The organism is Chryseobacterium sp. AC405b, from assembly GCF_979258685.1.
On sequence record NZ_OZ409877.1, the window covers coordinates 1,746,096 to 1,769,432 of the forward strand.

General features: G+C 34.2%; 24 protein-coding genes and 1 pseudogene. 17 read left to right on the forward strand and 8 right to left on the reverse strand.

The annotated features are described in order from the left end of the window. Positions 1–43: 43 nt before the first annotated feature. The 6 genes from ACZZZA_RS08460 to ACZZZA_RS08485 all read right to left on the reverse strand — a co-directional run bounded on the left by ACZZZA_RS08460 (position 44) and on the right by ACZZZA_RS08485 (position 6,195). Positions 44–1,072 carry a LacI family DNA-binding transcriptional regulator gene (locus tag ACZZZA_RS08460; protein WP_463430897.1) on the reverse strand — a complete coding sequence of 343 codons (1,029 nt, stop codon included), beginning with the start codon at positions 1,070–1,072 and terminating at the stop codon, positions 44–46. Positions 1,073–1,206: 134 nt separating this feature from the next. Continuing rightward, a complete protein-coding gene (gene xylE, locus ACZZZA_RS08465) occupies positions 1,207–2,628 on the reverse strand; it encodes a D-xylose transporter XylE (protein ID WP_463430899.1) in 1,422 nt (473 codons plus the stop codon). Between the two features lie 27 nt (positions 2,629–2,655). After that, positions 2,656–3,984 (reverse strand): xylose isomerase, encoded by a 1,329-nt coding sequence (xylA, locus tag ACZZZA_RS08470; protein ID WP_463430901.1) that lies wholly within the window; start codon positions 3,982–3,984, stop codon positions 2,656–2,658. A gap of 424 nt (positions 3,985–4,408) precedes the next feature. Further along, the gene (gene deoD / locus ACZZZA_RS08475; protein ID WP_463430903.1) at positions 4,409–5,119 is read right to left on the reverse strand and encodes a purine-nucleoside phosphorylase; all 711 of its coding nucleotides are present in this window, start codon (positions 5,117–5,119) and stop codon (positions 4,409–4,411) included. Between the two features lie 311 nt (positions 5,120–5,430). Further along, positions 5,431–5,757: a helix-turn-helix domain-containing protein gene (locus ACZZZA_RS08480; protein WP_463430905.1), complete on the reverse strand. Its 327-nt coding sequence runs from the start codon at positions 5,755–5,757 to the stop codon at positions 5,431–5,433. Between the two features lie 18 nt (positions 5,758–5,775). After that, positions 5,776–6,195: a transposase gene (locus tag ACZZZA_RS08485; protein WP_463430907.1), complete on the reverse strand. Its 420-nt coding sequence runs from the start codon at positions 6,193–6,195 to the stop codon at positions 5,776–5,778. Positions 6,196–7,132: 937 nt separating this feature from the next. On the opposite strand from ACZZZA_RS08485, the gene ACZZZA_RS08490 reads away from it, so the two are divergent. The 7 genes from ACZZZA_RS08490 (at position 7,133) to ACZZZA_RS08520 (ending at position 13,143) form a co-directional block, all read left to right on the forward strand. Further along, the gene (locus ACZZZA_RS08490) at positions 7,133–7,804 is read left to right on the forward strand and encodes an HAD family hydrolase (RefSeq protein WP_463430908.1); all 672 of its coding nucleotides are present in this window, start codon (positions 7,133–7,135) and stop codon (positions 7,802–7,804) included. Between the two features lies 1 nt (position 7,805). Then, positions 7,806–8,630: a phosphoribosyltransferase family protein gene (locus tag ACZZZA_RS08495; protein ID WP_463430910.1), complete on the forward strand. Its 825-nt coding sequence runs from the start codon at positions 7,806–7,808 to the stop codon at positions 8,628–8,630. Next, positions 8,620–9,174: a TerD family protein gene (locus tag ACZZZA_RS08500; protein ID WP_463430912.1), complete on the forward strand. Its 555-nt coding sequence runs from the start codon at positions 8,620–8,622 to the stop codon at positions 9,172–9,174. The genes ACZZZA_RS08495 and ACZZZA_RS08500 overlap by 11 nt, the downstream gene beginning before the upstream one ends. 6 nt (positions 9,175–9,180) lie before the next feature. Then, on the forward strand, positions 9,181–10,347 hold the full coding sequence (locus ACZZZA_RS08505; protein ID WP_463430914.1) for a toxic anion resistance protein: 1,167 nt from the start codon (positions 9,181–9,183) through the stop codon (positions 10,345–10,347). A 37-nt stretch (positions 10,348–10,384) separates the two neighbouring features. Beyond that, positions 10,385–11,218, forward strand: a complete 834-nt coding sequence (locus ACZZZA_RS08510; RefSeq protein ID WP_463430916.1) for a hypothetical protein — start codon at positions 10,385–10,387, stop codon at positions 11,216–11,218. 169 nt (positions 11,219–11,387) lie between these two features. Further along, a complete protein-coding gene (locus ACZZZA_RS08515) occupies positions 11,388–11,999 on the forward strand; it encodes a TerD family protein (RefSeq protein WP_463430918.1) in 612 nt (203 codons plus the stop codon). A 106-nt stretch (positions 12,000–12,105) separates the two neighbouring features. Then, complete coding sequence (locus tag ACZZZA_RS08520) at positions 12,106–13,143, forward strand: TerC/Alx family metal homeostasis membrane protein (protein WP_463430920.1); 1,038 nt, start codon at positions 12,106–12,108, stop codon at positions 13,141–13,143. An 87-nt stretch (positions 13,144–13,230) separates the two neighbouring features. Here the strand turns inward: ACZZZA_RS08520 and ACZZZA_RS08525 are convergent, their stop codons facing one another. Further along, complete coding sequence (locus tag ACZZZA_RS08525; protein ID WP_463430922.1) at positions 13,231–14,232, reverse strand: catalase family protein; 1,002 nt, start codon at positions 14,230–14,232, stop codon at positions 13,231–13,233. 173 nt (positions 14,233–14,405) lie between these two features. On the opposite strand from ACZZZA_RS08525, the gene ACZZZA_RS08530 reads away from it, so the two are divergent. The 5 genes from ACZZZA_RS08530 to ACZZZA_RS08550 all read left to right on the forward strand — a co-directional run bounded on the left by ACZZZA_RS08530 (position 14,406) and on the right by ACZZZA_RS08550 (position 17,293). After that, positions 14,406–14,840 carry an FKBP-type peptidyl-prolyl cis-trans isomerase gene (locus ACZZZA_RS08530; protein ID WP_463430924.1) on the forward strand — a complete coding sequence of 145 codons (435 nt, stop codon included), beginning with the start codon at positions 14,406–14,408 and terminating at the stop codon, positions 14,838–14,840. Between the two features lie 101 nt (positions 14,841–14,941). Further along, positions 14,942–15,514: a helix-turn-helix domain-containing protein gene (locus tag ACZZZA_RS08535; protein WP_463430926.1), complete on the forward strand. Its 573-nt coding sequence runs from the start codon at positions 14,942–14,944 to the stop codon at positions 15,512–15,514. Between the two features lie 86 nt (positions 15,515–15,600). Beyond that, a complete protein-coding gene (locus ACZZZA_RS08540) occupies positions 15,601–16,089 on the forward strand; it encodes a nuclear transport factor 2 family protein (protein ID WP_463430928.1) in 489 nt (162 codons plus the stop codon). An 80-nt stretch (positions 16,090–16,169) separates the two neighbouring features. Further along, positions 16,170–16,580 carry an Rrf2 family transcriptional regulator gene (locus ACZZZA_RS08545; protein ID WP_463430930.1) on the forward strand — a complete coding sequence of 137 codons (411 nt, stop codon included), beginning with the start codon at positions 16,170–16,172 and terminating at the stop codon, positions 16,578–16,580. A 62-nt stretch (positions 16,581–16,642) separates the two neighbouring features. Beyond that, positions 16,643–17,293 carry an NAD(P)-dependent oxidoreductase gene (locus ACZZZA_RS08550; RefSeq protein WP_463430932.1) on the forward strand — a complete coding sequence of 217 codons (651 nt, stop codon included), beginning with the start codon at positions 16,643–16,645 and terminating at the stop codon, positions 17,291–17,293. 69 nt (positions 17,294–17,362) lie between these two features. On the opposite strand, the pseudogene ACZZZA_RS08555 reads toward ACZZZA_RS08550, so the two are convergent. After that, a pseudogene (locus ACZZZA_RS08555) lies at positions 17,363–18,389 on the reverse strand (peptidoglycan DD-metalloendopeptidase family protein). A gap of 223 nt (positions 18,390–18,612) precedes the next feature. Here ACZZZA_RS08555 and ACZZZA_RS08560 point away from each other — a divergent pair. The 5 genes from ACZZZA_RS08560 to ACZZZA_RS08580 all read left to right on the forward strand — a co-directional run bounded on the left by ACZZZA_RS08560 (position 18,613) and on the right by ACZZZA_RS08580 (position 23,286). Beyond that, positions 18,613–19,653, forward strand: a complete 1,041-nt coding sequence (locus ACZZZA_RS08560; protein WP_463430934.1) for an NAD(P)H-dependent glycerol-3-phosphate dehydrogenase — start codon at positions 18,613–18,615, stop codon at positions 19,651–19,653. A gap of 531 nt (positions 19,654–20,184) precedes the next feature. Next, complete coding sequence (gene mqo, locus ACZZZA_RS08565) at positions 20,185–21,690, forward strand: malate dehydrogenase (quinone) (RefSeq protein ID WP_463430936.1); 1,506 nt, start codon at positions 20,185–20,187, stop codon at positions 21,688–21,690. A gap of 81 nt (positions 21,691–21,771) precedes the next feature. Next, positions 21,772–22,167, forward strand: coding sequence for a hypothetical protein (locus tag ACZZZA_RS08570; RefSeq protein ID WP_463430938.1), 396 nt, complete (start codon positions 21,772–21,774; stop codon positions 22,165–22,167). Between the two features lie 4 nt (positions 22,168–22,171). Then, positions 22,172–22,798 (forward strand): DUF1684 domain-containing protein, encoded by a 627-nt coding sequence (locus ACZZZA_RS08575; protein ID WP_463430939.1) that lies wholly within the window; start codon positions 22,172–22,174, stop codon positions 22,796–22,798. 5 nt (positions 22,799–22,803) lie between these two features. After that, positions 22,804–23,286 carry a GNAT family N-acetyltransferase gene (locus ACZZZA_RS08580; protein WP_463430940.1) on the forward strand — a complete coding sequence of 161 codons (483 nt, stop codon included), beginning with the start codon at positions 22,804–22,806 and terminating at the stop codon, positions 23,284–23,286. Positions 23,287–23,337 lie beyond the last annotated feature (51 nt).

Sequence of the window (23,337 nt, forward strand, 5' to 3'; positions counted from 1 at the left end):
GACGGGGTGGTTTAAAGGGTATTTAAAAAGTTTTAAGGTAAAACTATTTCCTCTTCGAAGACTTCCTCACACAAATTTTCGGCGTCAAAACTACTTTCTTCTCAACAGAAACTCCGGAAGAATTATCTTTTACGTGATCAATAAAAACCTGTCCGGCCATATTTCCCATTAACAAAGGAGTCTGATCAATCGAACTCATTGGAAGTTCCATGAATTGGGTGAAAGGTTCGTTAGAAAAACCGATCACGGCAACTTCCTGTGGTATTTTTATCTTTCGCTTTTTTAGTTCCTGGCAAGCTCCTAACGCTGCAAAATCACTGGCAGAAAATATTGCATCCGGAATAGATTTTCTGTCCCATAAAGTTTTGATGGCTTCAATTCCTTCATCGATAGAACTTCCTGTGAAGATGATGTTTTCTTCTTTTACCTGAAACTGATGGTCGATCAAAGCCTGTTTGTAACCATTCAGACGGTTCTGGTAAATCTCAAGATTCTGATCTCCGGAAAAATGACAGATATTTTTATAACCTTCATTGATCAGGTGTTCGGTCGCCATATATCCACCACGGTAATCATCAACAGTCACCGTATTGATCCCCGGAATATCTTTTTTTCTGTCAAAAAATATAATGGGAGTATTGGTGGTATTTAAAATATGTTGAATATGTTCGGTATCAACGGTAGTTCGGGAAACAGACATGAAAATTCCGTCTACCTGAGCATTTAATAAGGTATTCATGTGTTTTTTTTCGGTTAAAACATCTTCATGACTTTGGCAGATAATCACATGGTAACCGTGAAGAGAAAGTTCTTCTTCAATTCCACGAATTACTGATGAGAAAAAGTTGGTATTGATGTATGGAACGATGATTCCTACATTTTTGGTTTCGCCGCTTTTTAATGCTTTGGCAAGATTATTCTGCTTGTAATTCATTTCCTTAGCAGTTTTAATCACCAGATCTTTTGTTGCCTGACTAATTCTCGGGTTGTCATTCAATGCTCGTGAAACCGTTGCCACACTTACGTTTAGCTTTCGTGAAATATCATAAATAGTGGCATTTTTCTTTGTCATAAATGGTATGGAATAGCGTTATTCTCTATTTTAAGTAGAATCGTAAATTTAATCAAATTATAGCTATTGAATAAAAAAAAGAGCACCGAAAAATTCGATGCCCTTAATGAACTAATTTTAATACTTAATATTTTTTATTTTTCCCAAATCTTTTCGATTTCCTCCAAAGATTTTCCTTTAGTTTCTGGCACCCATTTCCAAACAAAGAACAGGGATAGAACACTCATGACGCCGTAAAACCCGTACGTGAAAGCTCCACTGAATTCCATCATAAAAGGGTAAGTTGAAGAAATCAAATAGTTGGCTGCCCATTGTGCTGCAACAGCAATGGCAATTGCACTTCCTCTGATTTTATTAGGGAAAATTTCTGAGATCAAAACCCAGCAAATCGGTCCCCAAGACATCATAAATGAAGCGGTGTAAACGATGATAAATACTAAAGTGGCAATCCCGATAATCTGATAATACGATAAAATCGCAATCGCAAACATACCAATTGCCATCCCTACTGAACCTACGATCAGCAGTGGTTTTCTTCCCCATTTATCCACCGTGAAAATTGCAATGATAGTAAATACAACATTCACCACTCCCATCACAACGGTTTGTAACATTGATGAATCTTTGTGAACACCCATACTTTCGAAAATTCTGGGAGCATAATATAATGCCACATTAATTCCTACAAATTGCTGGAAAACAGAGAGTAAAATTCCAATTACAATCACCGTTTTCCCAAAGGCAAAAATTTCGCTTTTATGTTCAACAACGGTGCTTTTGATTTCAGAGAAAATTTCTTTTCCGCGGGCTTCACCATTGATTTTGGTTAAAATCTTCAACGCTTCCGCATCTTTATTCACAAACGTCAGATAACGCGGTGTTTCAGGAACAAAAAACAGTAAAATTCCGAACAGAGCAGAAGGAATCGTCAATGATAAAAACATATATCTCCATCCGATTTCGTTGATCCATTCTACGGTTTGTCCGCTTGCAATGCCCCAGTTCACAAAGTAAACCACGAGCATCCCGAAAATAATGGCAAACTGATTCAGAGAAACCAGTTTTCCACGTATTTCGGCAGGTGCAATCTCACCAATGTACATCGGGCAGACTGCCGAAGCGAGTCCTACACCGATTCCACCAATGATCCTATAAAAATTGAATGCCAGCAAAACACCCATCGAATGTTCACCGTGTTTAAAAAATAAAAATTCAGGATACGCCGCTCCCAAAGCACTGATGAAGAACAGAAATGCAGAAAGCATCAATGATTTTTTTCTTCCCAGTTTTGTGGAAATCATTCCGGAAATTGCACCACCGATGATACAGCCGATCAATGCACTGGAAATGGTCGCTCCGTGAGCCAGTGAACTCAATCCCAAAGGAATAATCAGATATTCCTGAATTGATTTTTCGGCTCCGGAAATCACTGCGGTGTCGTATCCAAACAAAAGTCCTCCCAAAGTGGCAACCAATGTGAGTACAGTGACGTACAGCATATTGATCTTTGCCTTTGTTCCTGAAGAATATTTTGGACCAGAATCAATTATTTGCATAGTTTGATTGAGTTTTAATTGTTAAATCTATAAATACTGGTTAATGATGCTCTCAAGATATTCCTGTTTTCCGCTTTCTCTGCCCACTTCACCAAGCCCTTGAGCGTAAGTCGCAAGATCGGTTAAGGATAAATTTCCGTTTTCGAAATCTTTACCTTTTCCGGTGTCGAATGATGAGTATCTGTTGGTTCTGATCTCTGAGTATTTTGATTTTTCTAAAATTTTATCCGCAGCCATAAACGATCTTGCAAAATTGTCCATTCCGCTGATGTGTGCGATGAAAATATCTTCAAGATCTGTAGAATTTCTTCTGATTTTAGCATCAAAATTAACGCCTCCACCTTGTAAACCTCCGGCTTGGATAATAACCAACATCGCCTGAGTCATTTCGTACAAATCAACCGGGAACTGGTCTGTGTCCCAACCGTTCTGGTAATCTCCTCTGTTTGCATCGATGCTTCCCAAAACATTGTTGTCAGCAGCTACCTGAAGTTCGTGCTCGAAAGTATGTTGTGCTAAAGTAGCGTGATTAACTTCCAGATTTAATTTAAAATCATTTAATAAATCGTACTGACGAAGAAAATTCAAACATGTTGCCGCATCAAAATCGTACTGGTGTTTTGTAGGTTCCATTGGTTTCGGCTCGATAAAGAAAGTCCCTTTGAAACCTTGAGCTCTTGCATAATCTTTCGCCAAATGTAAAAACTTCGCCATATGTTCCTGCTCACGTTTCATATTGGTGTTTAATAAAGACATATAACCTTCACGACCGCCCCAAAATACATAGTTTTCTCCGTTTAATTTAATCGTTGCATCCAGAGCATTCTTCACCTGTCCGCCTGCGTAAGCCAAAACATCAAATGAAGGATTGGTTGCTGCACCATTCATAAATCTTGGGTTTGAGAAACAGTTGGACGTTCCCCAAAGTAATTTTACCCCGGAAGCTGCCTGCTTTTCTTTAGCATAATCGGTAATGAATTCTAATCTTTTTGTAGATTCTAAGAAATTATCTGCCTCATCAATCAAATCATAATCGTGAAAACAGTAGTAAGGAACCCCTAGTTTTGTGAAAAATTCGAAAGCAGCATCCATTTTTTCTGTCGCTCTTTGTTTTGCTTCAGAAGCTGTTAACCAGTCGAATTGCTGAGTTCCTGCACCAAATGGATCTCCACCTGTTGCGCAGAATGTATGCCAGTAAGCGGAAGCAAACTTGAAATATTCTTTCATCGTTTTTCCGCGAATGACCAAATTTTCATCATAAAATTTGAATGCTAACGGATTGTCTGATTCTTTTCCTTCAAACTGAATTTTATCTATTCCTTTAAAATACTCTTTGTTTCCTGTTGTAATTGCCATTATTTTAAAATTATATATTATTTAAAAATTGTAGTATGATTAAAAATTGTAATCGATTGCACAAGATCTCATTTTAGGAAATAATTTCTCATGTCAAGTTTTTAAATGTAATAATTTTATAATAAAACAGATTAAATTTTATTAATAGTGATTTTTTTATGATAATAATCTGATGTAAGTCTTTAATTTTCATTTGAAAACTAAACTCATGTTATCGTTGTATTGATGATAAGGTATGCTTGTATATCAGTTTTTCACTCTCATAACTTCCCCTAAAAACAACACGAAACCTTAATATTTGGTTAATTCATACATTTTTAGTGATTGATGATACATGCAGGTAAAAAGATATTGAGTATTTATCAAAAATAAAAAAGAGTCTTATCAATTCGATAAAACTCTTTCTTTATATATGTAAATTATCTTAACACATTTTCCAGGCAGCTTCTAAAGCCAATTCAATCATAGGTTTTAAAGCTGTTTCTCTTTGGTCTGCCGAAATTTTTTCATGAGTAGGAATAATATCAGAAACCGTAAGAATGGTCGCTGCATTTTTCCCTAGATGTTTTGCATTGGCAAATAATCCGAATGCTTCCATTTCCACTGCCGGGCAATTGTATTTCGTTGCAATGACAGGAACTTCAGGATTTTTTCTGTAAAAAATATCACTGCTGTGTATATTGGTTGATATAGTCTTTAAAGCCAATTCTTCCGCAGTTTGTTTAATGATCTCAAAAACATTTCCCTGGTGAGAAATAATATCTTCATCAATTTCCCAGGCAAATTTTGCGTAAGTACTTTCGCTTGCAGCATTTTCAATGTTTAATAAATCAAAAATTTTCAAATCTGTAGTGTAAGCTCCACAAGTTCCGATTCTGATGATGGTCTCTACTTCATACTCTGTATACAATTCAAAAGAATAAATACCGATACTCGGGAAGCCCATTCCGCTTGCTCCTACAGAGATTTCTTTACCCTTATAAAGACCTGTGTAATATAAAATTCCTCTGGTCTGACTTACCAATTTTGCATTTTCAAGAAAATTTTCTGCTATATATTTTGCGCGAAGCGGATCTCCCGGTTGTAACACCACTTTTGCTATATCGCCTTTTTTTGCACTGATGTGAATACTCATAATTTTATTTTGAATGTGCAAAGATAGAAAATATGTGAAAAGTCAATAGTCGATTTGTAATACATGAGTTTTTTTTCAGTAGCTATTCCCGCTTTCCGCTGTATCTTTTTTGTCACGACCTCCGCTTCGCTCCGGTCGCAACAAAAAAGAATGCCGCTTCAATCGGGGCTATGGTTTTCGTTATTCTTTTAAATGATCACATGATCCACAAAGTCGATCATTCCGCAGGAATTTTCAATGAGGATAAAATAAAACTGCCCCAAAAAAAGTGTCTAACTATTTGGGGCAGTTTAAAGTCGCAGCTTTTTGTTTTATTGAATTTCATCTTCGCAGATTTTCTTCCATTTTGCTATAGTCGTTCTGCTGATTTTATATTTTTTTGAAATATAATTGCTGGAGAATCCGTGTTGTTTTTGATAGGTCAATATCTTAAGCATCGTTGCTTTGTCATATGTTCTGAGTTTCTGATTGTTTTCAGAACTTTCTTTGGATTGTTTGAAAATCTTATCGTTAAATCTAATCACCTCTTCACTGGTATTAAGATTCTTGAGAAGCTCTTTTACTTTTGCATCTTTTAGTTTTTCAGGATGTTCTGCAAGCAAAAGATCGTGGTATATTTTACTGTAGTTCGGTTTCATTTTTACGATATTTTGCAATTAGGGTTGGTTTTTCTGAAGCCATCTATGAAGTGTGCTTTTCGGTATGGAATATTCCTTAATCACATCAGCCTGTGTCATCTCACCAGAACCAATTTTTTTGAGAATGAAATCTTTAATTTCCTGGGTATAAATATTTTTTCTAAACTGTGGCGCTTTTTCCGACTTTGTATTGGTTTTGTTGACAGCCGATGGTGGTGCATACAAAATCAAATGAGAGCTGTAAAGCCTAAAAAAATCGTATTCCAGTAATTTAGCCCATCTTAAGAGAATATCGGTGTCAATAGATTTACTTTCATAAACACTCTCTACAAATTCTTCATCTTTATTCAGGAAATTACAGATTCTTTCGATCGGAATTTCTTTCTGATCCACAAGCTCTTTAATAGATTGGCCGATATGTATTACTTTGTATAACATTTATAAATAATGATTTATTTTTAAATATTTTTCATTAATCCGTCATTGGTAAGCATTTGTGTTTTTGGCTTCTTTTTGAAATCTAAAGAAAGGTATACTTCTTATTTTGTAATGATATTTAACATTTAGATCTTCATTCTACACATCAATTATCTGTAATAAATTGATTGATTCTAGATTCTCCGGAATACCATTTTTTTAACTATTTAAAGGCGAGGGGAGTTCTTTGTATAGTTGTTAAATACAATTTAATAAAATATTTTATTCATTTATTTTTTTCTCTTCGGAATGAATAATAAATCTTACTTTGCTCGAGCAGAAATAGAAATCTGTTGGTAATATTTCATTAAAATTAATAAAGCAACTGGTCAAATTTAAAAAAAATTATCTAATAAATGTTATAATTATTTTTAATTAAAGTTAATAATAATTGATTTATATTGACAATTAAATGATGATAAAAGCAATTGCATTTAGCATTAAACAATATATTGGTTTTGTTTAGACGATTCAGTAAGTTAAATGATATTGGTTGAGAAAAATTTGTTTTTTTTAACAGATGATGGAGGTGACAAGAAACTTCATCATTTTAGCTTTAAAATACACAAAAAGTTTCGTGATTTTTTTTGTTATCAGTTACCATAATGATTTACTATAATATAATAAATTGTATTCTAATTAAATGTAAAAGAATATTATTGATGAATTAATAAGTCCTGAATAATAAAAGCGATTTCTCTAAGAGGAATTTTTGTAGTTTTTCATTACGTTTTGCGAAAGTTAAACTCTTAAATAATCTTAAAAAAAATACAGATTAAAAGAAAAATTTTATCTTTGGGTAGAATTGAAATTCATACACAATTGATATAAAAAATAATCATGGCGCACTTTAAAAATCTTTTTCAATACAAGCTAAATAATTTAACTTAAAAACATTTTGAAAACAGATATTGACATCCAAAACCACACTCATTTTTCGTTTGATCTGTGGTTAACCTTAATAAAATCTCATCCGGAATTTAAAGCGAAAAGGGTCGAGCTTTTTGGCTCATTCTTTACCATTGACAAACCTTTAGAAGAAATTACAGGAAAGGTAAAATATTACGATGATTTATGTAATACCATCAATGAAGTCAGTGGCAGGAATATTGATACTTACGAGATTTATCTTTTGATTTTAGGATCTTTAAATATTGATGTAAAAACAATTGATAAAGAAAAATTAAACCGATTTTATCTTGAAAGTGAAGCCTTGTTTTTAGAATATAAACCCGTTGTTATTTTCGAAAATCTGCATCAGTTTTTTGAGGAAATTAAAACTCAGGGAAAAACAATTAATATTTTAAGCAATACAGGTTTTATTAAAGGAACGACGATGAGAAAATTTCTGATTGCGGAAAATCTTGATCAGTACATTGATTTTCACATTTATTCTGACGAGATCAATTGCTCAAAACCCAATCCGCTTGTTTTTCAGGAAGTAAAAAATAATCTGAAGCCGGAAATTCTGATGAACCAGATTTTGCATATTGGTGATAATGCAATTGCAGATTATAAAGGAGCAAAAGATTTCGGATTCAACGCACATTTAATAACACACCAAATCTAATATGAATACACGCTATAGTTTGCACAAAATAGACTCTGCCCAAGAATTTACTTTTTCCCCGGCAGAATACAGCTATTTTAAGTATGGTGATAAATTGTATGCTGAGAAATTTGCCAAAGAATTATTTGAAGGATTTCTCGCAAGTCACCAGGAAATTTTAAACACAGATCAGGAAATTGTGGTGTTGCCAAGTCCATACATGGCGATTCCCACGGCTTCTAATTTCTTATGCTTTTATTTTAAGAAGCAGCTGGATTTTTACCTTTTTCAAAGAGGAAAACGTTCCAGCATCATTTCAAAAATCAACAGAAATCATACCTACACAACAGATTACGGTAATCTTAGTTTTGAAGATCGTAAAAATTTGATTGCCAATGATACTTATTATTTGGATAAAGATTTTCTGAAAGGTAAACTTTGCATATTTATTGATGATATAAAGATTACGGGAAGTCATGAATTTACAGTCAATAAAATATTGAATGAGTACAATGTAAATGCAGATTTTCTATTTTTATATTATGCAGAACTGATAAATTTTGAAATAGATCCGAAAATTGAAAACTTCTTCAATTATTATACGGTAAAAGATGTGCAAGACGTTGCAGAAGTAATGCTGAAACCGAGTTTTCAGTTTAACACAAGGATTGTAAAATACATTTTAGGTTTAGAATCAAGTAATTTTGATTATCTTACGTCTAAAATAAAAAAAGAGCAGATGGATCATCTTCTTGAGCTGGCAATCAGCAACAATTATCATTTGATAAAAGAATACGAAACCAATATAAACACTTTAACACAAACAGAACTTAATTATGGCTATTAACTTACAGAAAGGACAAAGAGAAAATATAAATGCTCCAAAATTTACAATCGGTTTAGGATGGGACATCAACAATACATCTACCGGTGGAGCATTTGATCTGGATGCATCACTATTTCTTTTAGATGACAATAAAAAGCTGGTTTCAGATAACCATTTTATTTTTTACAACAATCTGGAATCGCCTGATAAAGCAGTGATTCATTCTGGCGATAACTTAACAGGTGACGGAGACGGCGATGATGAGCAAGTAAAAATAGATTTAACAAAAATTGATGCTGCCGTAAAAGAAATTACAGTGGTAGTAACCATTCACGATGCTGATGCAAGAAAGCAGAACTTCGGACAGGTAAGAAATTCTTTCATCAGAATCTTCAATACAGATACGAATGAAGAAATCTTAAAATATGAATTAGACGAAGATTTTTCTATCGAAACTGCCGTAGAATTTGGAAGAATCTACAACAGAAACGGTGAATGGAAATTTGAAGCTGTAGGTGCAGGTCAGAGAGACGGTTTAGATAAATTTGTATCAATGTATCAATAATTAATTATGGATAATCAACCCAATCAAAATACAGATCCGCTTCAATCGATCGAACCTTTAAAAACATTTGAACCTACACCAATGGCTCCGGCTCAGCCTGCTCAAAGTTCGGCTCCTGCCGTTCTGATGGATAGAGACGGAAACGTAAATTTAAGTCAGATTGAAGATGCAGAACGTCATAAATATGAATTGATGGCCAATGCAATTGATGAGACAAATCCTGGTTCTATCGTCAATTTCGGTTCAGATTTGCAGAAAACTTTAGCGAATCAGAGTGATAGTTTCTTAGGAAATGTAAGAAGGTCAAATTCCGGCGAAGTAGGAGAGCTCATCAATAATTTGTTGATAGAATTAAATTATGTAGACGTAGACGAAATTCAGGGAAGTAAGGTAAAAGGTTTCCTGAGCAGACTTCCTTTCATGAAAAAAATGATGACTCAGGTTGATAATCTTTTTGCAAAATACGACAAGATTACCAGTAATATTGATCAAATTTCTCATAAAGTAAACGCAGGAATCATTACTTCTACGAAAGATAATGCAGTTCTGCAGACGATTTTCGACAGCAATGTCAATTCAATCAAAGCGATTGAAGAGCTCGTGATTGCCGGAAATCTGAGAATGGAAAAGGCCGCTGCAGAATTGGCAAACATGGAAACGAATGTTCAGAATTTTGCAGATTATCAAATTGCAGACAAAAGAGATTTCATCAACAGACTAGACAGAAGACTGGCAGATTTGAAAGTGGTGCGTCTGATTATGATGCAGTCGCTTCCGCAAATCAGATTAGTACAGAATAACAACGTGTCAATTGCTGAAAAAGCGCAAACAATTTTGACCACAACTTTACCGGTTTGGAAAAATCAGCTTTCGCTTGCTGTTGCCATGCACAGACAGCAGCAGAATATTGAAGTTCAGCAGAAAGTATCTGCCACAACAGAAGATATTTTGAGAAAAAATGCAGAACGTTTGGGTCAGAATTCAATTAATGTAGCGAAAGCAAACGAACAGACAATCGTTTCAGCTGAAACACTGAAAGAAACCACTGCCATGCTGATCAATACTCTGAATGAAGTGAAGCAAATTCAAAAACAGGGTACAGAAAGCAGAAGAAAACTAGATCAGGATCTACAGACTTTAGAATCTGAACTGAAAGCAAATATAAGAGGGTAAATAGGGCAAAAACGTGGATGGTGAGGTTGCAAACATAATGTCCCAGAGTAGAAGAAGATTAACTAAGCTTAAACTTCTCTCTAATTTCTATGAAAATATCGACGTAATATCGGTCTATATCAAAACAGATATTATTCATAAATTATTCGAAGAAAACAAGACATTAGATTATAACAAACTTGAGCTTTTTCACCTGCAATATACTGACAGTCTAATCGAACTTCTGACTAAAATTAAAAAGAAGAAGGAAAATGATCTGTTGGCAGTAATCAACGAAATCAACATTAATAATCAATATATTGAGAATTTTGAAGAGAAGAAAGTTGATCATTTTGAAACAGACAGGAAAATATACAGCGGAGTTTTTTCTGAACATCTAAGGAAGCTTTATAAAGATCTTACCGAAGATAAATTTTCTCTGAACTGGAATGATGTTTTATATTTTCATAAAAAATATGCAGTAGAATTTTACCGGACAAATGCGGATGAAACGAAACTCAAGCACAGTCAGGTTTCTTCTTATCAGTATCAGGATTATTCGATTGAAAGAAAATTATTAGGCAAGCTCAATATTCAGAATTTTAAAGTTCGTTTTGTTTGTGGGTACAGAATTGGAAGAGATGAGTATGAATTGTTTAAAATTTTCCAGTCTGATGAGCATTTTATTTTTAATGTTGAGGAAAAAAGACTGTACCTGATTGATGATGAATTGTCTTATTTGGATACTTCTGAAAATGAATCAAATCAGGCTTCCGTCATGAATCAATTGATAAAAAGGAATGAAGATCTCGAAGAAACCATTCATGAGAAGAAAAAGAATTTTGCCGGAAGGTGTAGATGCTGTTTTAAAAGATTATCTGAAGAATCTTGAAAACGTAGATATTATGAGCAAAATATTTGACGTCAACGAAGAAACCAATATTCTTCGTGCGATGCTCAATTTAAATTTAAATAATTAATAAAAATTAAAAATCAGAATGAATTAATAAAAATTCAAATCTATTTTTACATTTCAAAAAATAACTAAAAACAAAAACAATATGGCTATTAACTTACAAAAAGGTCAAAGAATAAACCTGACAAAAGAAAACGGAGCGACACTTTCTCAAGCGTGTGTGGGAATTAACTGGGGAGCAATCGAGAAAAAAAGTTTTTTTGGCGGAGTTTCAAAAGAAGCAGTTGACTTAGACGGAAGCTGTATTTTATATGATACAAACAAAAATGCGACAGAAATTATCTATTTCGGAAACCTTAAATCTAAAAACGGCTCTGTAAAGCACAGCGGTGATGATTTAACAGGAGACGTTAGTGGTGATGACGGTTTAGATAATGAAGTAATCACGATTGATTTTGCTAATTTAGATCCGTCAGTTGAGCATGTTGCCTTAGTTTTAAACAGCTACAAAGGTCAGGATTTCGGGACGATTCCTTTTGCGTCTATCCGTATCTATGAAGGAACTCCTACAAGCGTGAGAGAAGTTTTTGCTAAATATGATATTGCAAACGATAAATCTTTCAGTGGTCATGTTGCCATGGTAATGGGAGTTTTCTACAAGAAAAATGGTGAGTGGAAATTCAATGCAATCGGAGATCCTACAGCTGATAAAAAACTGGAACAAACAATTCAGACCGTTCAGCAAAAGTATTTGTAAAATGCAAATGAAAATCTGTCTGAAATTGTATGATTTTAGGCTCATAAATTAAGCAATATCTGTATCTTTACGGCTATTGCTTTTATCATATAATAACATTAATAAAGTGGAACAATATAATATTTTAGAACTGCACCCCGGGTTGGTATGGGGATTTGCGATAACCGTAGTTATCATGTTACTCTTAGATTTAGGAGTTTTCAACAAAAAAAGTCATGAGGTTTCTTCAAAAGAAGCAACGATCTGGTCAATAGTCTGGATCTCTCTTTCAATGATTTTTTCTGGAGTTGTGTATTGGGTTTTTAATACCGACGGAACGGCCGGAAGCCATGCAGTGGCCGTGGAGAAATTTACACAATATCAAGCAGCATACTGGATTGAGAAAGCGCTTTCCGTAGATAATTTATTTGTGTTTATCCTGGTTTTTGGTTTCTTTAAAGTGCCAAAATTTCTTCATCACAAAGTTTTATTCTGGGGCATCATCGGTGCATTGATCTTTAGAGCAATCTTTATCTTTGCAGGAGTTGAACTCATTGAATTAACCTATTTACCCGAAATGAATATTTTCGGTCATACCGTAAAGATCAATGTAGTGATGACGCTTTTCGGATTGTTCCTTATTTATGCAGGAATTAAATCCTGGGGTGATGATGGCGATGATGATAATGAGAATTATGGAGATACGGCAGGTGCAAAACTGATCAAAAGTTTCTGGAAAGTTTCTGATAACTATGATGGAGATAAATTCTTCACGGTACAAAACGGAATCAGAATGGCAACGCCGCTTTTGGTAGTCGTTGCAGTAATTGAGTTTACAGACGTATTGTTTGCAGTAGATTCTATTCCGGCAATTTTTGCGATTTCAAATGATCCTTTTATTTTGTATACATCCAATATCTTTGCGATTTTGGGATTAAGATCATTGTATTTCCTGTTGGCAAATTTCATTCACATGTTCAGCAAATTACCTTATGGTTTGGCAATTATTTTAGCATTTATCGGTGTTAAAATGTTGATTGCACCATGGTATCATATTTCCTCACCAGTTTCATTAGGAATTGTAGGAGGTGTATTGGTAATCTCGGTTCTGCTTTCCATCATGTTTCCTGATAAAAAGGAAGACGAAAAAGAACAATTAGATTAATAATAAATTTTGAAAGGCTTTACAATTTGTAAAGCCTTTTTTATTGAGAAATTCATTATTCCTTGCGAAGCAAAATTCACTATCACCTTATTTGTATTTCAAAAGCTTATTAATTTTCCTCCTTGTCTGTAGTGATACCTTATATGCTTCATCCCGTAATTTTTGGATTTTTCCCACCGGCTGAAAGATTTCCGCACTTTCAAAAGGATTGAAAGACAGCAATTCATTATCACAGGTATTAGGAGTAACTAAAGAGTCTTTCTCAATTTTTACTTCACCTATTTTTATAAAAGGTGAATTTTTCCATTCCCTGTTCAGTATATTGATTGGCTGATCCTGCAAATCATAGCAAAATTGAATCATCACATCAGCATTATAATTCTCCTGATGACAAAAAAGTTGGATAGATTCTTTTGTAGTTAAATTTTTTCCGAATTTTTTCTTCGGATTTTGAGGGCTCAGTTTAATTTTAATCATATAATCTCCCAAACGATATGCGCCGACAGAATGATAATCGAATGACAGCATAAAGTCATTTTTTTTCATCAAAAATTCTAAACTTTTCTTCAAAAAAGATGAGGTGAAAATACTCGGTAAAATCTGATAAATCTGCGATACCAAAGGAAAAATATTTCCCCATTTTTTAATGAAAAACCGATTGACAGCGGTGAATAATTTTAAAAATTTTGAAACAGAATTTACAGGAAACAAAGGGAAATTTACCAAAGGATAATTGGCAATCGTGCGGTCTGCATCATCTTTAATTTTTATCGCAAAACCATATGCGGGAGTGTCTTTCCTGCTTTTATTGATTTTCAGATGAGCATTTGAAATTCTCACAACAATATTGTATTTTTCTTTGTCAAAAAGATATAATAAGTCAGAAGGAATTTTCGGACTGATCATAAATTCACCTCTCAAAACGACATATGTTTTAGCGTGAGCGTTTCTCGTGGCATAATTTACATCACTTAAGGACGATGAATGTTCTACAAAGTCGGCAATACTTTTTTTATTTTCCTCAAGAAGTTGCCTTTCTTCATAAGTAAGCTTGTCAAAATTCTTATTATATTTTAATGGATTTAGCATATAGTTTTAAAAACTCAATTATAACGCCAAGTTTTTAATTCTGCGTTAAGAGAATATTAAAATTGTTTGAAGTTTGAGGTGCAGACTCACAAGACAATAATTTTCCTCTCCAAAAACTTCCCGCTTCCGGCTTCTTTCTTCCCACTTCAAAACCTTATCTTTGTAAAAAAATTATGGGAGTAGCAGATATGTTATTTAAGCGTAAAAAAGAGCAGGCTGAAAAAAATCTGAAAGACGGTCAGGAATACATGATTGAATACGGAAAAAGAGAAAGCGTTGTTGAATTACCAAGCGGTTTACAGTATGAAATCATAACTGAAGGTGACGGGCCAAAACCAGGTCCGAAATCGATGGTAAAATGCCATTATCACGGTACAACAATAAGTGGAAAAGTTTTCGACAGTTCTGTAAAAAGAGGAACTCCGGCTTCATTTCCTTTAAACAAGGTAATCAAAGGATGGACGGAAGCATTACAATTAATGCATGTAGGAAGCAAATGGAGATTGATTATTCCACCTCATTTGGCTTACGGGGATCAGCAAATCAGCAAAGAAATCGGACCAAACAGCACACTTGTTTTCCAGGTTGAATTGCTGGATATTAAATAATTTCTTTTTTAATATATTTAATTTAAATTACCTGCTTTCGGGTAATTTTTTATTTAACAGAATAATGGAAGCAGTAAATTTGCTACAGCAGAATTTTACTTATGTCGGAATTAAAAAAAATTAGAGAAGAAAAAAATCTCACACAGGAGGAATTGGCTGGGAGATCGGGTCTTTCAGTGAGAACTATTCAGCGAATTGAAGCAGGAACACCACCGAAAGGGTACACACTAAAAACATTAGCTTCAAGTCTTGATATTTCCGAAAAAGATTTATCAGCTTCGCATACGCTAAAAAAGAAAATTACTTTCGAAGAACCTGTTATAAATATAGAAAGTGACCAGATTTTCAATTCCGGTTTAATCAAAATGATTAATCTTTCTTCACTTCCTTTTGCATGGTTTCCGATTGCTAATTTTTTACCACCACTATTCATCATGCTTTTTACCAAAGAGAAATCTCGAATTGTGAAACAGATTATTTCTCTCCAGATATTTTTAGCCATCATTTCGCCTATCATTTTCATGATTATTGCTTTGCTTAAACTAGGTTCAGCGTCTGTAATAATTACCATGATTAGTTTAACGCTTGCCAATGTTTACATCATTCTGAGAAATGCATCCGAAATTGATAAACAAAAACGTATGTATTATAAACTGAATTTCAATTTGTTATGATTCTGACAGGTAACTGTCGGGTTTTTGTCAGGTATATTTTTTGAACTAGATCTAATTTATTCTGAATCTTTGTCAAAAATAATCCTATGGCAAAAAAAATCTACAGCAGTATGATGATTCTCTTCCTATTCATTGGAAATGTAAAAGCTCAAATTGATAAAAATTCATCATTATTTTTAGAATTAAAGAGAGAAGACAGTATTTTCTTCGAACGTGGATTTAATAGTTGTGATATAGCATATTTAGAAAAAAAAGTGGATAAAGATTTGAAATTTTATCATGATAAAGGTGGTTTTCAGGACAAAAAATTGTTTTTGGAGAGAACAAAACAAAATATATGTTCGAATCTAAATCAAAAGCCAATTCGAAAAGTGATCGAAAGCAGTCTTGAGGTTTTCCCTTTGTACAACAACGGAAATTTATACGGAGCAATACAAACCGGAGATCACCAATTTTACATTAGGGAAAAAAATAAAGAAGATGTTTTAGGCGGTCAGGCAAAATTCACGACAGTCTGGTTAAAAAAAGATGGAGGTTGGGTGATGAGTGATGTTCTTAGTTACGACCATCAATAACTATAAATTAATTACAATTGAATTTAATTGTAATTAATTTTGTTACAATTAAAATTTTTATATCTTTGCAGTATAAATTTATGGGCAACACACGATTTGCTACGGCAATACATATCATGACCTTACTGGCAAAATTTCCTCAGGAGTGGCTCACTTCTGACTGGATTGCAGGAAGCATCAATGTGAATCCTGTAATTGTCCGTAAAGAATTGAGCGAATTACGAGAAGCCGGATTGATAACAAGCCGTTTGGGAAAAGACGGCGGAACAAGACTCTCAAAAAATGCTGAAGAGATTAAGATTTCTGAGATTTATGCAGCTGTAAAAAACAATGAAGTTTTAGGAAAGAAAAATCAAAAACCAAATCCTGACTGTCCCGTAGGGAAGGAAATTAACAGCCATTTGTGTATGCTTTTTGAAGAGACAGATCAATTGGTAAAAGGTTTTTTGGGAGACAAATCTCTTCAGGAATTTGCGGACCAATTTGAGTAATTTTTTTTTGAATATAAATGTAACAAAATATATTACAATTAATAAAATAAATAATATTAAAAATGAAAAAAGTAGCAGTAATCGGAGCCACAGGTTTTGTAGGAACGCAGGTCGTAAAAGAATTGGAAAACAGAGGATATTCTGTAGAAGCCATTGTGAGAGATGCTTCAAAAGTTGAGCAGAAAGAAAATGTGATTGCTAAAAGTATTGATGTCAATAACATTGATGATCTTGCTGAAGGTTTAAAAGGAAATGACGCAGTTATCAACACGTTCAATGCAGGATGGACAAACCCGAATCTTTATAACGATTTTTTAAACGGAAGCAAAAATATTGAAAAAGCGGTAGAAAAGTCAGGAATTAAAAGATTTATCACTGTTGGAGGTGCTGGAAGTTTGTTTATCAACGGAAATCAATTGGTTGACGGTCCGGATTTTCCTGCGGATATCAAACCGGGAGCAACCGCAGCAAGAGATTATTTAAACGAAATCAAGAAAAATGAAACTTTAGACTGGACGTTTTTCAGTCCGGCAATCGAAATGCACCAAGGAACAGCAGGAATCAGAACGGGGAAGTACAGAACGTCTTTAGAATCGCCTGTTTTTGATGAAAACGGTAGAAGTGTGCTCTCTGTAGAAGATGTAGCGGTAGCTCTTGTAGATGAGCTGGAGCAGAGTAACCATATTCGTGAGCGTTTTACAGCAGGATATTAATTTTTTGGTTTTTATTAAAATTTTCGGCGGCACCAAAGGTGCCGCCGAAAATTTATTTGTAGTTAGTATTTACAAATTCATGAATAACTTAGGATTTACCGGAGTATTATTTTTATGAACTTCATAATGCAAATGTGGTCCGTGTAGAACGTCCGGAATTTCCTGATTTTGCAATCACCTGTCCCACTTTTACTTTGTCATTAGTTTTCGCAACCAATTGAGATAAATGTCCGTAAAGTGTTGCCAAACCGTTTCCGTGAGAAACAATGACACAGTTTCCGTAACCTCCTTTTTGCCCTGCAAATATCACCTTTCCTGCAGCAGTAGCAATGACATCAGACCCGAACGCAACCGCAATGTCCAGACCTTTGTGAAACTGCATCTGATCAGCTTCGGCAGGCGGATTGTTTTTTTCAACGGCAGCTTTTGAAGTTGCGGTAACAGAATTTCCTGAGGAATTTGGTGTTGCAGAAGCAACGGTCTCACTTTTTGCTTTCGGTGTTATCATTACTTTTACCTCACGTTTATTTCCGTAGCTGTCTGTAACTTCAATGATTTTTTCATAAGGTTCTGCTTTAACTTCAGCTTTTGGTGTGGTTGCAGCAATTACTGCGGGTTTTGATTCTGCGGTTGATTTTGCAGATGCATAAACTGTTTTAAATGGAATAGGATTTTTTCTGATCCCGAAATTAGATGAAATATAACCTTCGCTCGGCATTCCCAAAGGAACCTGCATTAGTTTTTTCTGCAAATCCATCAGATATTGGCTGTATCTGTTGGATTGTTTTGCCAGATAAATAGAGTTTGAAATACTGTCGTTATCAAGAACCATCAATTTTTCGTTCTTAATGTCTTTAGATTTTAGAAATGAGTTCAATTGTCCTACTGTTTGGTCTACTAAACTAAGATCTGTCTTTATTTTCAGGTAATCTACACTGTCTTTTTCAGTGTTTATTTTTACAAGATTGACTTCGTAATTTTTATCATCTTTTTTTGAAAATAAGTTGGCGATCAAAATACTTTGTGCAAAAACTATCAGTAAAAGTCCTGCAACCAGGATGTTTACCTTCTTTTTGCTTCTTAAAAATTTCTTCATTTTCTGTTTCTTGGAATTTAAAAACCGTTTTAAGGGTGCAAATTTAATTAAAATAATTTTTTGAGGAATACCTTTAATTTAAATTAATAATAATTTGTATTTAACGGATTTTTAGATATTTAATTGTATGCTAATGTTAAATTTTTCAAAAAATGAGGTTTATCCTTCATATAAAGACCGGTTATTTCTTTGTTTTAATATATTTGCAGTTCACACTTTTATTATGGCGAAAAAGAAAACAGTTTCAGAATCTGCAAACACAAAAAAGGCTAAGAAAGACATTTCTGTAGGAGTTGTCGGCAGCGGAAGTTTTGCTACGGCGATTGTGAAAATGCTTGTTGAAAACTGTAAAACCGTGCATTGGTGCGTAAGAAGTGAGTTTGTAAAAGGTGCAATCGAGCTTCGTGGTCATAACCCGACTTATCTTACTGCGGTAAATTTTAACCTTAAAAATTTAAAACTGACCACAGATGTAAACGAATTGGTTTCAGCCTGTGATGTTGTAGTTTTGGCAACTCCTTCGATTTATTTGTCTGACACAATGGATAAAATGACGTGTGACTACAAAGACAAAATTTTTGTTTCAGCCATTAAAGGAATTATTCCTAAAGTAAATGATGTTGTTGCGCATTATCTGAAGGAAGAATTTCAAATCGGTTTCAGAAACCAGGCTGTGATTGCAGGACCTTGTCACGCAGAAGAGGTTGCGATGGAAAGACTTTCTTATCTCACTGTTGCTACGGTAGAAGATGAAACTTCTGACAAGTTGGTTGATATTTTCAGTTCAGAATTTATCAAAGTTAATTCAAGTAAAGATATTTTAGGAAATGAATACAGCGCCATCCTAAAAAATATTTTCGCCATCGGAGCGGGTATTGCAAGCGGATTGGGTTATGGAGACAACTTTACAGCCGTTTTTGTATCAAATGCTATCCGAGAGATGGAAACTTTCCTTGAAGCGATTTATGAAGCGCCCAGAGATGTGAATGAAAGTGCGTATTTAGGAGACTTACTTGTAACAGCTTATTCATTATTCTCTAGAAACAGAAATTTAGGAAACCTGATTGGAAAAGGATACACTGTAAAATCTGCCATTCAATCCATGAACATGGTTGCTGAAGGATATTACGCCGCAGATTCTATTTATAAAACAGCAAGACAAAAAAATCTTGAACTTCCTATTATTGATACCATTTATGCGATTTTGTATGAAGGTAAAAACGCAGAAAAACAATTCAAAAAACTGACTGCAAAACTGAATTAAGTTTAAAAAATATAAAATAGAACATCAGTATATTATTTACTGATGTTTTTTTATGGCAGCCATTTCCGCCCCTTAACTCCCGCTTTTTTCGCCTCAACTTCGCACCCGCAAAAAGTCTGTTTAAAGTCGGGCTGCAACAATTCGATGTTTAGAATCTAAGAAAGAATAAAATAAACTTTTACAAACATGTCGCTCCTACGGAGCTCCCATTCTGCTTTATATAAGTTTCCACAAATATTTGCTTCTACTGAGCCACTATTTGTTTGATATACTTTATTTGGCTCCAAAATTTTAAATACCAATCAAAAAATACAAAATCAGTTCAAATCACGAGAGAAAAGTAAAATATTTTTAAATTTCATCTGTGAAAATCTGAGTAATCTGTGGGATTATTTTCTCAACCCAAAAAATCTACTGTATATGCGAGAATATAAATATTCATATTCTTAAATTAAAAATTACCGTGTTAAAAATGATTAATCGCATATTTAATAAAAAACTTTTCCCGAAATTCGTAGTAAATTTACAAGAATGTCCAATTCAATTTTAAGCAGAACACCAAAACCAAAATACGATGTTGTTTTAATTGGTGGCGGAATTATGAGTGCTACGTTAGCAACTTTGCTTCATGAGTTTGATCCAAGTTTAAATATAGCCATTTTTGAGAGACTCGGAAGGTTTGCGAAAGAAAGCACCGCTGCATGGAATAACGCGGGAACGGGTCATTCAGCATTCTGCGAATTAAATTACACTCCAGAAAATGAAGACGGAACAGTAGATATTTCAAAAGCTGAAAGTATTGCCGAGCAATTTGAAATTTCAAAACAGTTTTGGTCTTATCTTATTGATAAAAAGTACATCAATACGCCTTCAGATTTTATCAATTCTTGTGCACATATGAGTTTGGTATTTGGCGAAAAAGATGCTGAATATCTGAAAAAACGCCATACAGCAATGAAAAATTCGCCATTGTTTTCTGCAATGGAATTTTCTACTGACCACAACCGATTAAGAGAATGGATTCCTTTGGTAATGAGCAAAAGAAATGAAAATGAAATACTTGCGGCTACAAAAATGGATTTGGGAACCGATGTCAATTTTGGAAGTTTAACCCGAAAAATGGGAAGACATTTATTAGAAGATTCAAATGTTGAAGTTTTCCTGTATCATGAAGTGAAAGATATCGATCCTAAAGAAGACGGAAAATGGGAAATGAAAGTGAAAGACAGAATCCACAGTCATAAGCAGGAAGTTGTTGCAGATTTTGTGTTTATTGGAGCTGGAGGTTATGCTCTACCGTTGCTGGAAAGTTCAGATATTAAAGAAAGTGAAGGGTACGGAGGTTTTCCTGTATCGGGAGAATGGCTGGTTACGCACAATCCTGAATTGGTAGAACAGCATCAGGCAAAAGTATACACTCAGGCGACTGTAGATGCACCACCAATGTCTGTTCCGCATTTGGATTTAAGGATTATTGACGGGAAGAAAGCATTACTGTTTGGTCCTTTCGCTGGTTTTTCAACTAAATTTTTGAAAGAAGGTAATTATCTTGATTTACCCGCAAGTGTTAATACAAAAAATATAAAATCCCTTTTCGGGGCTTGGTGGCACAATATTCCGCTGACAAAATATTTGGTTCAGCAGGTTGCGATGACCAAAGCTCAGAGAATTCAGCATTTAAGAGAATTTGTGAAAGATGCAAAAGAAGAAGACTGGGAATTGAAAGTCGCCGGACAACGTGTTCAAATCATAAAAAAAGATGGAAAACAAGGCGGTAAACTGGAGTTCGGGACAGAAGTCGTTGTCAATCAGCAAGGAACAATCGCTTCTTTATTAGGAGCTTCTCCGGGAGCTTCTACGGCGGTATTTGCGATGATCAATGTTTTGGAAAAATGTTTTCCTGAAAAGCTGAATGGCGAATGGAGAGAAAAATTATTGGAAATGATTCCGTCATACGGACAAAAACTAGCTGATAATCGTGAACTTACCGATAAAATAAGAGCATACAGCAAAGAAAAATTAGAACTCAAACATTAAATATAAGTAATGAGTAATAGGCAATAAGTATTTTGAACGCTTTAAAATTACCCGTTATCTATTACTCATTACCCATAAACTATGGAAGAAGTCATTGTAAAACCCGTTATTGCAAAAGAATTGCTGGAATCTCTTCAGACTAAAATTGATGAAGAGAAGCAGGTAATTGTGCATTGTTGTTTTCCTGCTTCACCGTTTTTGGGAAACCTCATCAGAATCTGGAATACTACCTATCTTATGGATACCACTTCAGGTCACCAGAGTAAATTGATTCATGCTGAAAACATTACGATTTATCCCAACTGGACAGCTGTGCCTTTTATGAAAGATTTTTGGTTTACATTAGTGTTTTCCGGACTTCCGAAAGATTGTAAAAGTTTTGACTTCAAAGAAATTATTCCCGAAGAAGGTGGTTTTTTTGTGAAATCAATTAAAAGAAATTCTTCAGATATTTACAGAATTAAAATTTCAGAATAATTCAATGAAAAATTACATCCTATTTTTATTTTTACTATTTCCGGTATTTGGATTTTCTCAGAGTAATAAACAAAGATCACAAGAAATTGAAGAGATCAAAAAATTTCAGCAAGATCTGAATAAAGAATACTCAGATCCGAAAGAGACCCCTTTGAGAGGCGATAATTTTACGAAATTTAAACAACATCCTTTCTTTCCGATTGATTTGAAATACAGAATTACTGCAAAATTTATCAAAACTGAAAACCCACAACCTTTCGATTTGCCAACATCTTCCGGCAAATCAAAATTGTATCAGGAATTTGGTAAAGCAACATTTGATTTAGATGGAAAACCGTATTCCTTATCGATTTACCAAAGTTTAGATTTAATGAAAATGGAGGAGTATAAAGATCATCTTTTTCTGCCTTTTCGTGATGAAACCAACAACAAAGAAACGTATGGCGGAGGAAAATATATGGATCTGAAAATCCCAGACGGAAATACGATTGTATTAGATTTTAATCAGTCTTATCAGCCTTTCTGCGCTTACAATGCTTATGATTACCATTGCCCGATTGTTCCTGAAGAAAACAAACTGGAAGTTGAAATAAAAGCAGGAGTGATGTACGAAGATATTTATCATCATTAAAAAATATGACTGAATTAAAGTTTTATCAGCCTGAAGACTTTCCTCAACTTGATTATGTTCTGGATGATATTCAGTCGCAGTATACGGCAACGGCAAGGCAATCTTTAGAAAGAATAGAAGCAAGAAATCTCAAAGGAGACTTTTTTGCTTACCCGATTACCATTTTCTATGAGGAAAAAGTTGCAGGATTTTTTGTACTTGATTTTGGAGACGATAAATTTGATCTCACAGAGAATCCGGATTCTGTTTTGCTTCGTTCGTTATCTGTAAACCCGGATTTTCAGGGAAAAGGTATTGGGAAATCAGCAATGATTGAAGTAGATTATTTCATAAGAGAGCATTTTGCAGACTGCAATGAAATTGTTTTAGCGGTGAACGAAAAAAATACCTTAGCTTTTCAATTATATGTCAAAAGCGGATATGACTTTGAAGGAAAGACAAGAGAAGGCAGAAGCGGACCACAATTTTTGATGTTTAAAAAGCTTTAAAATAATTTAAAATAAAATTCTAAGTTTGGCGTGATACTTTCAATGGTTTTT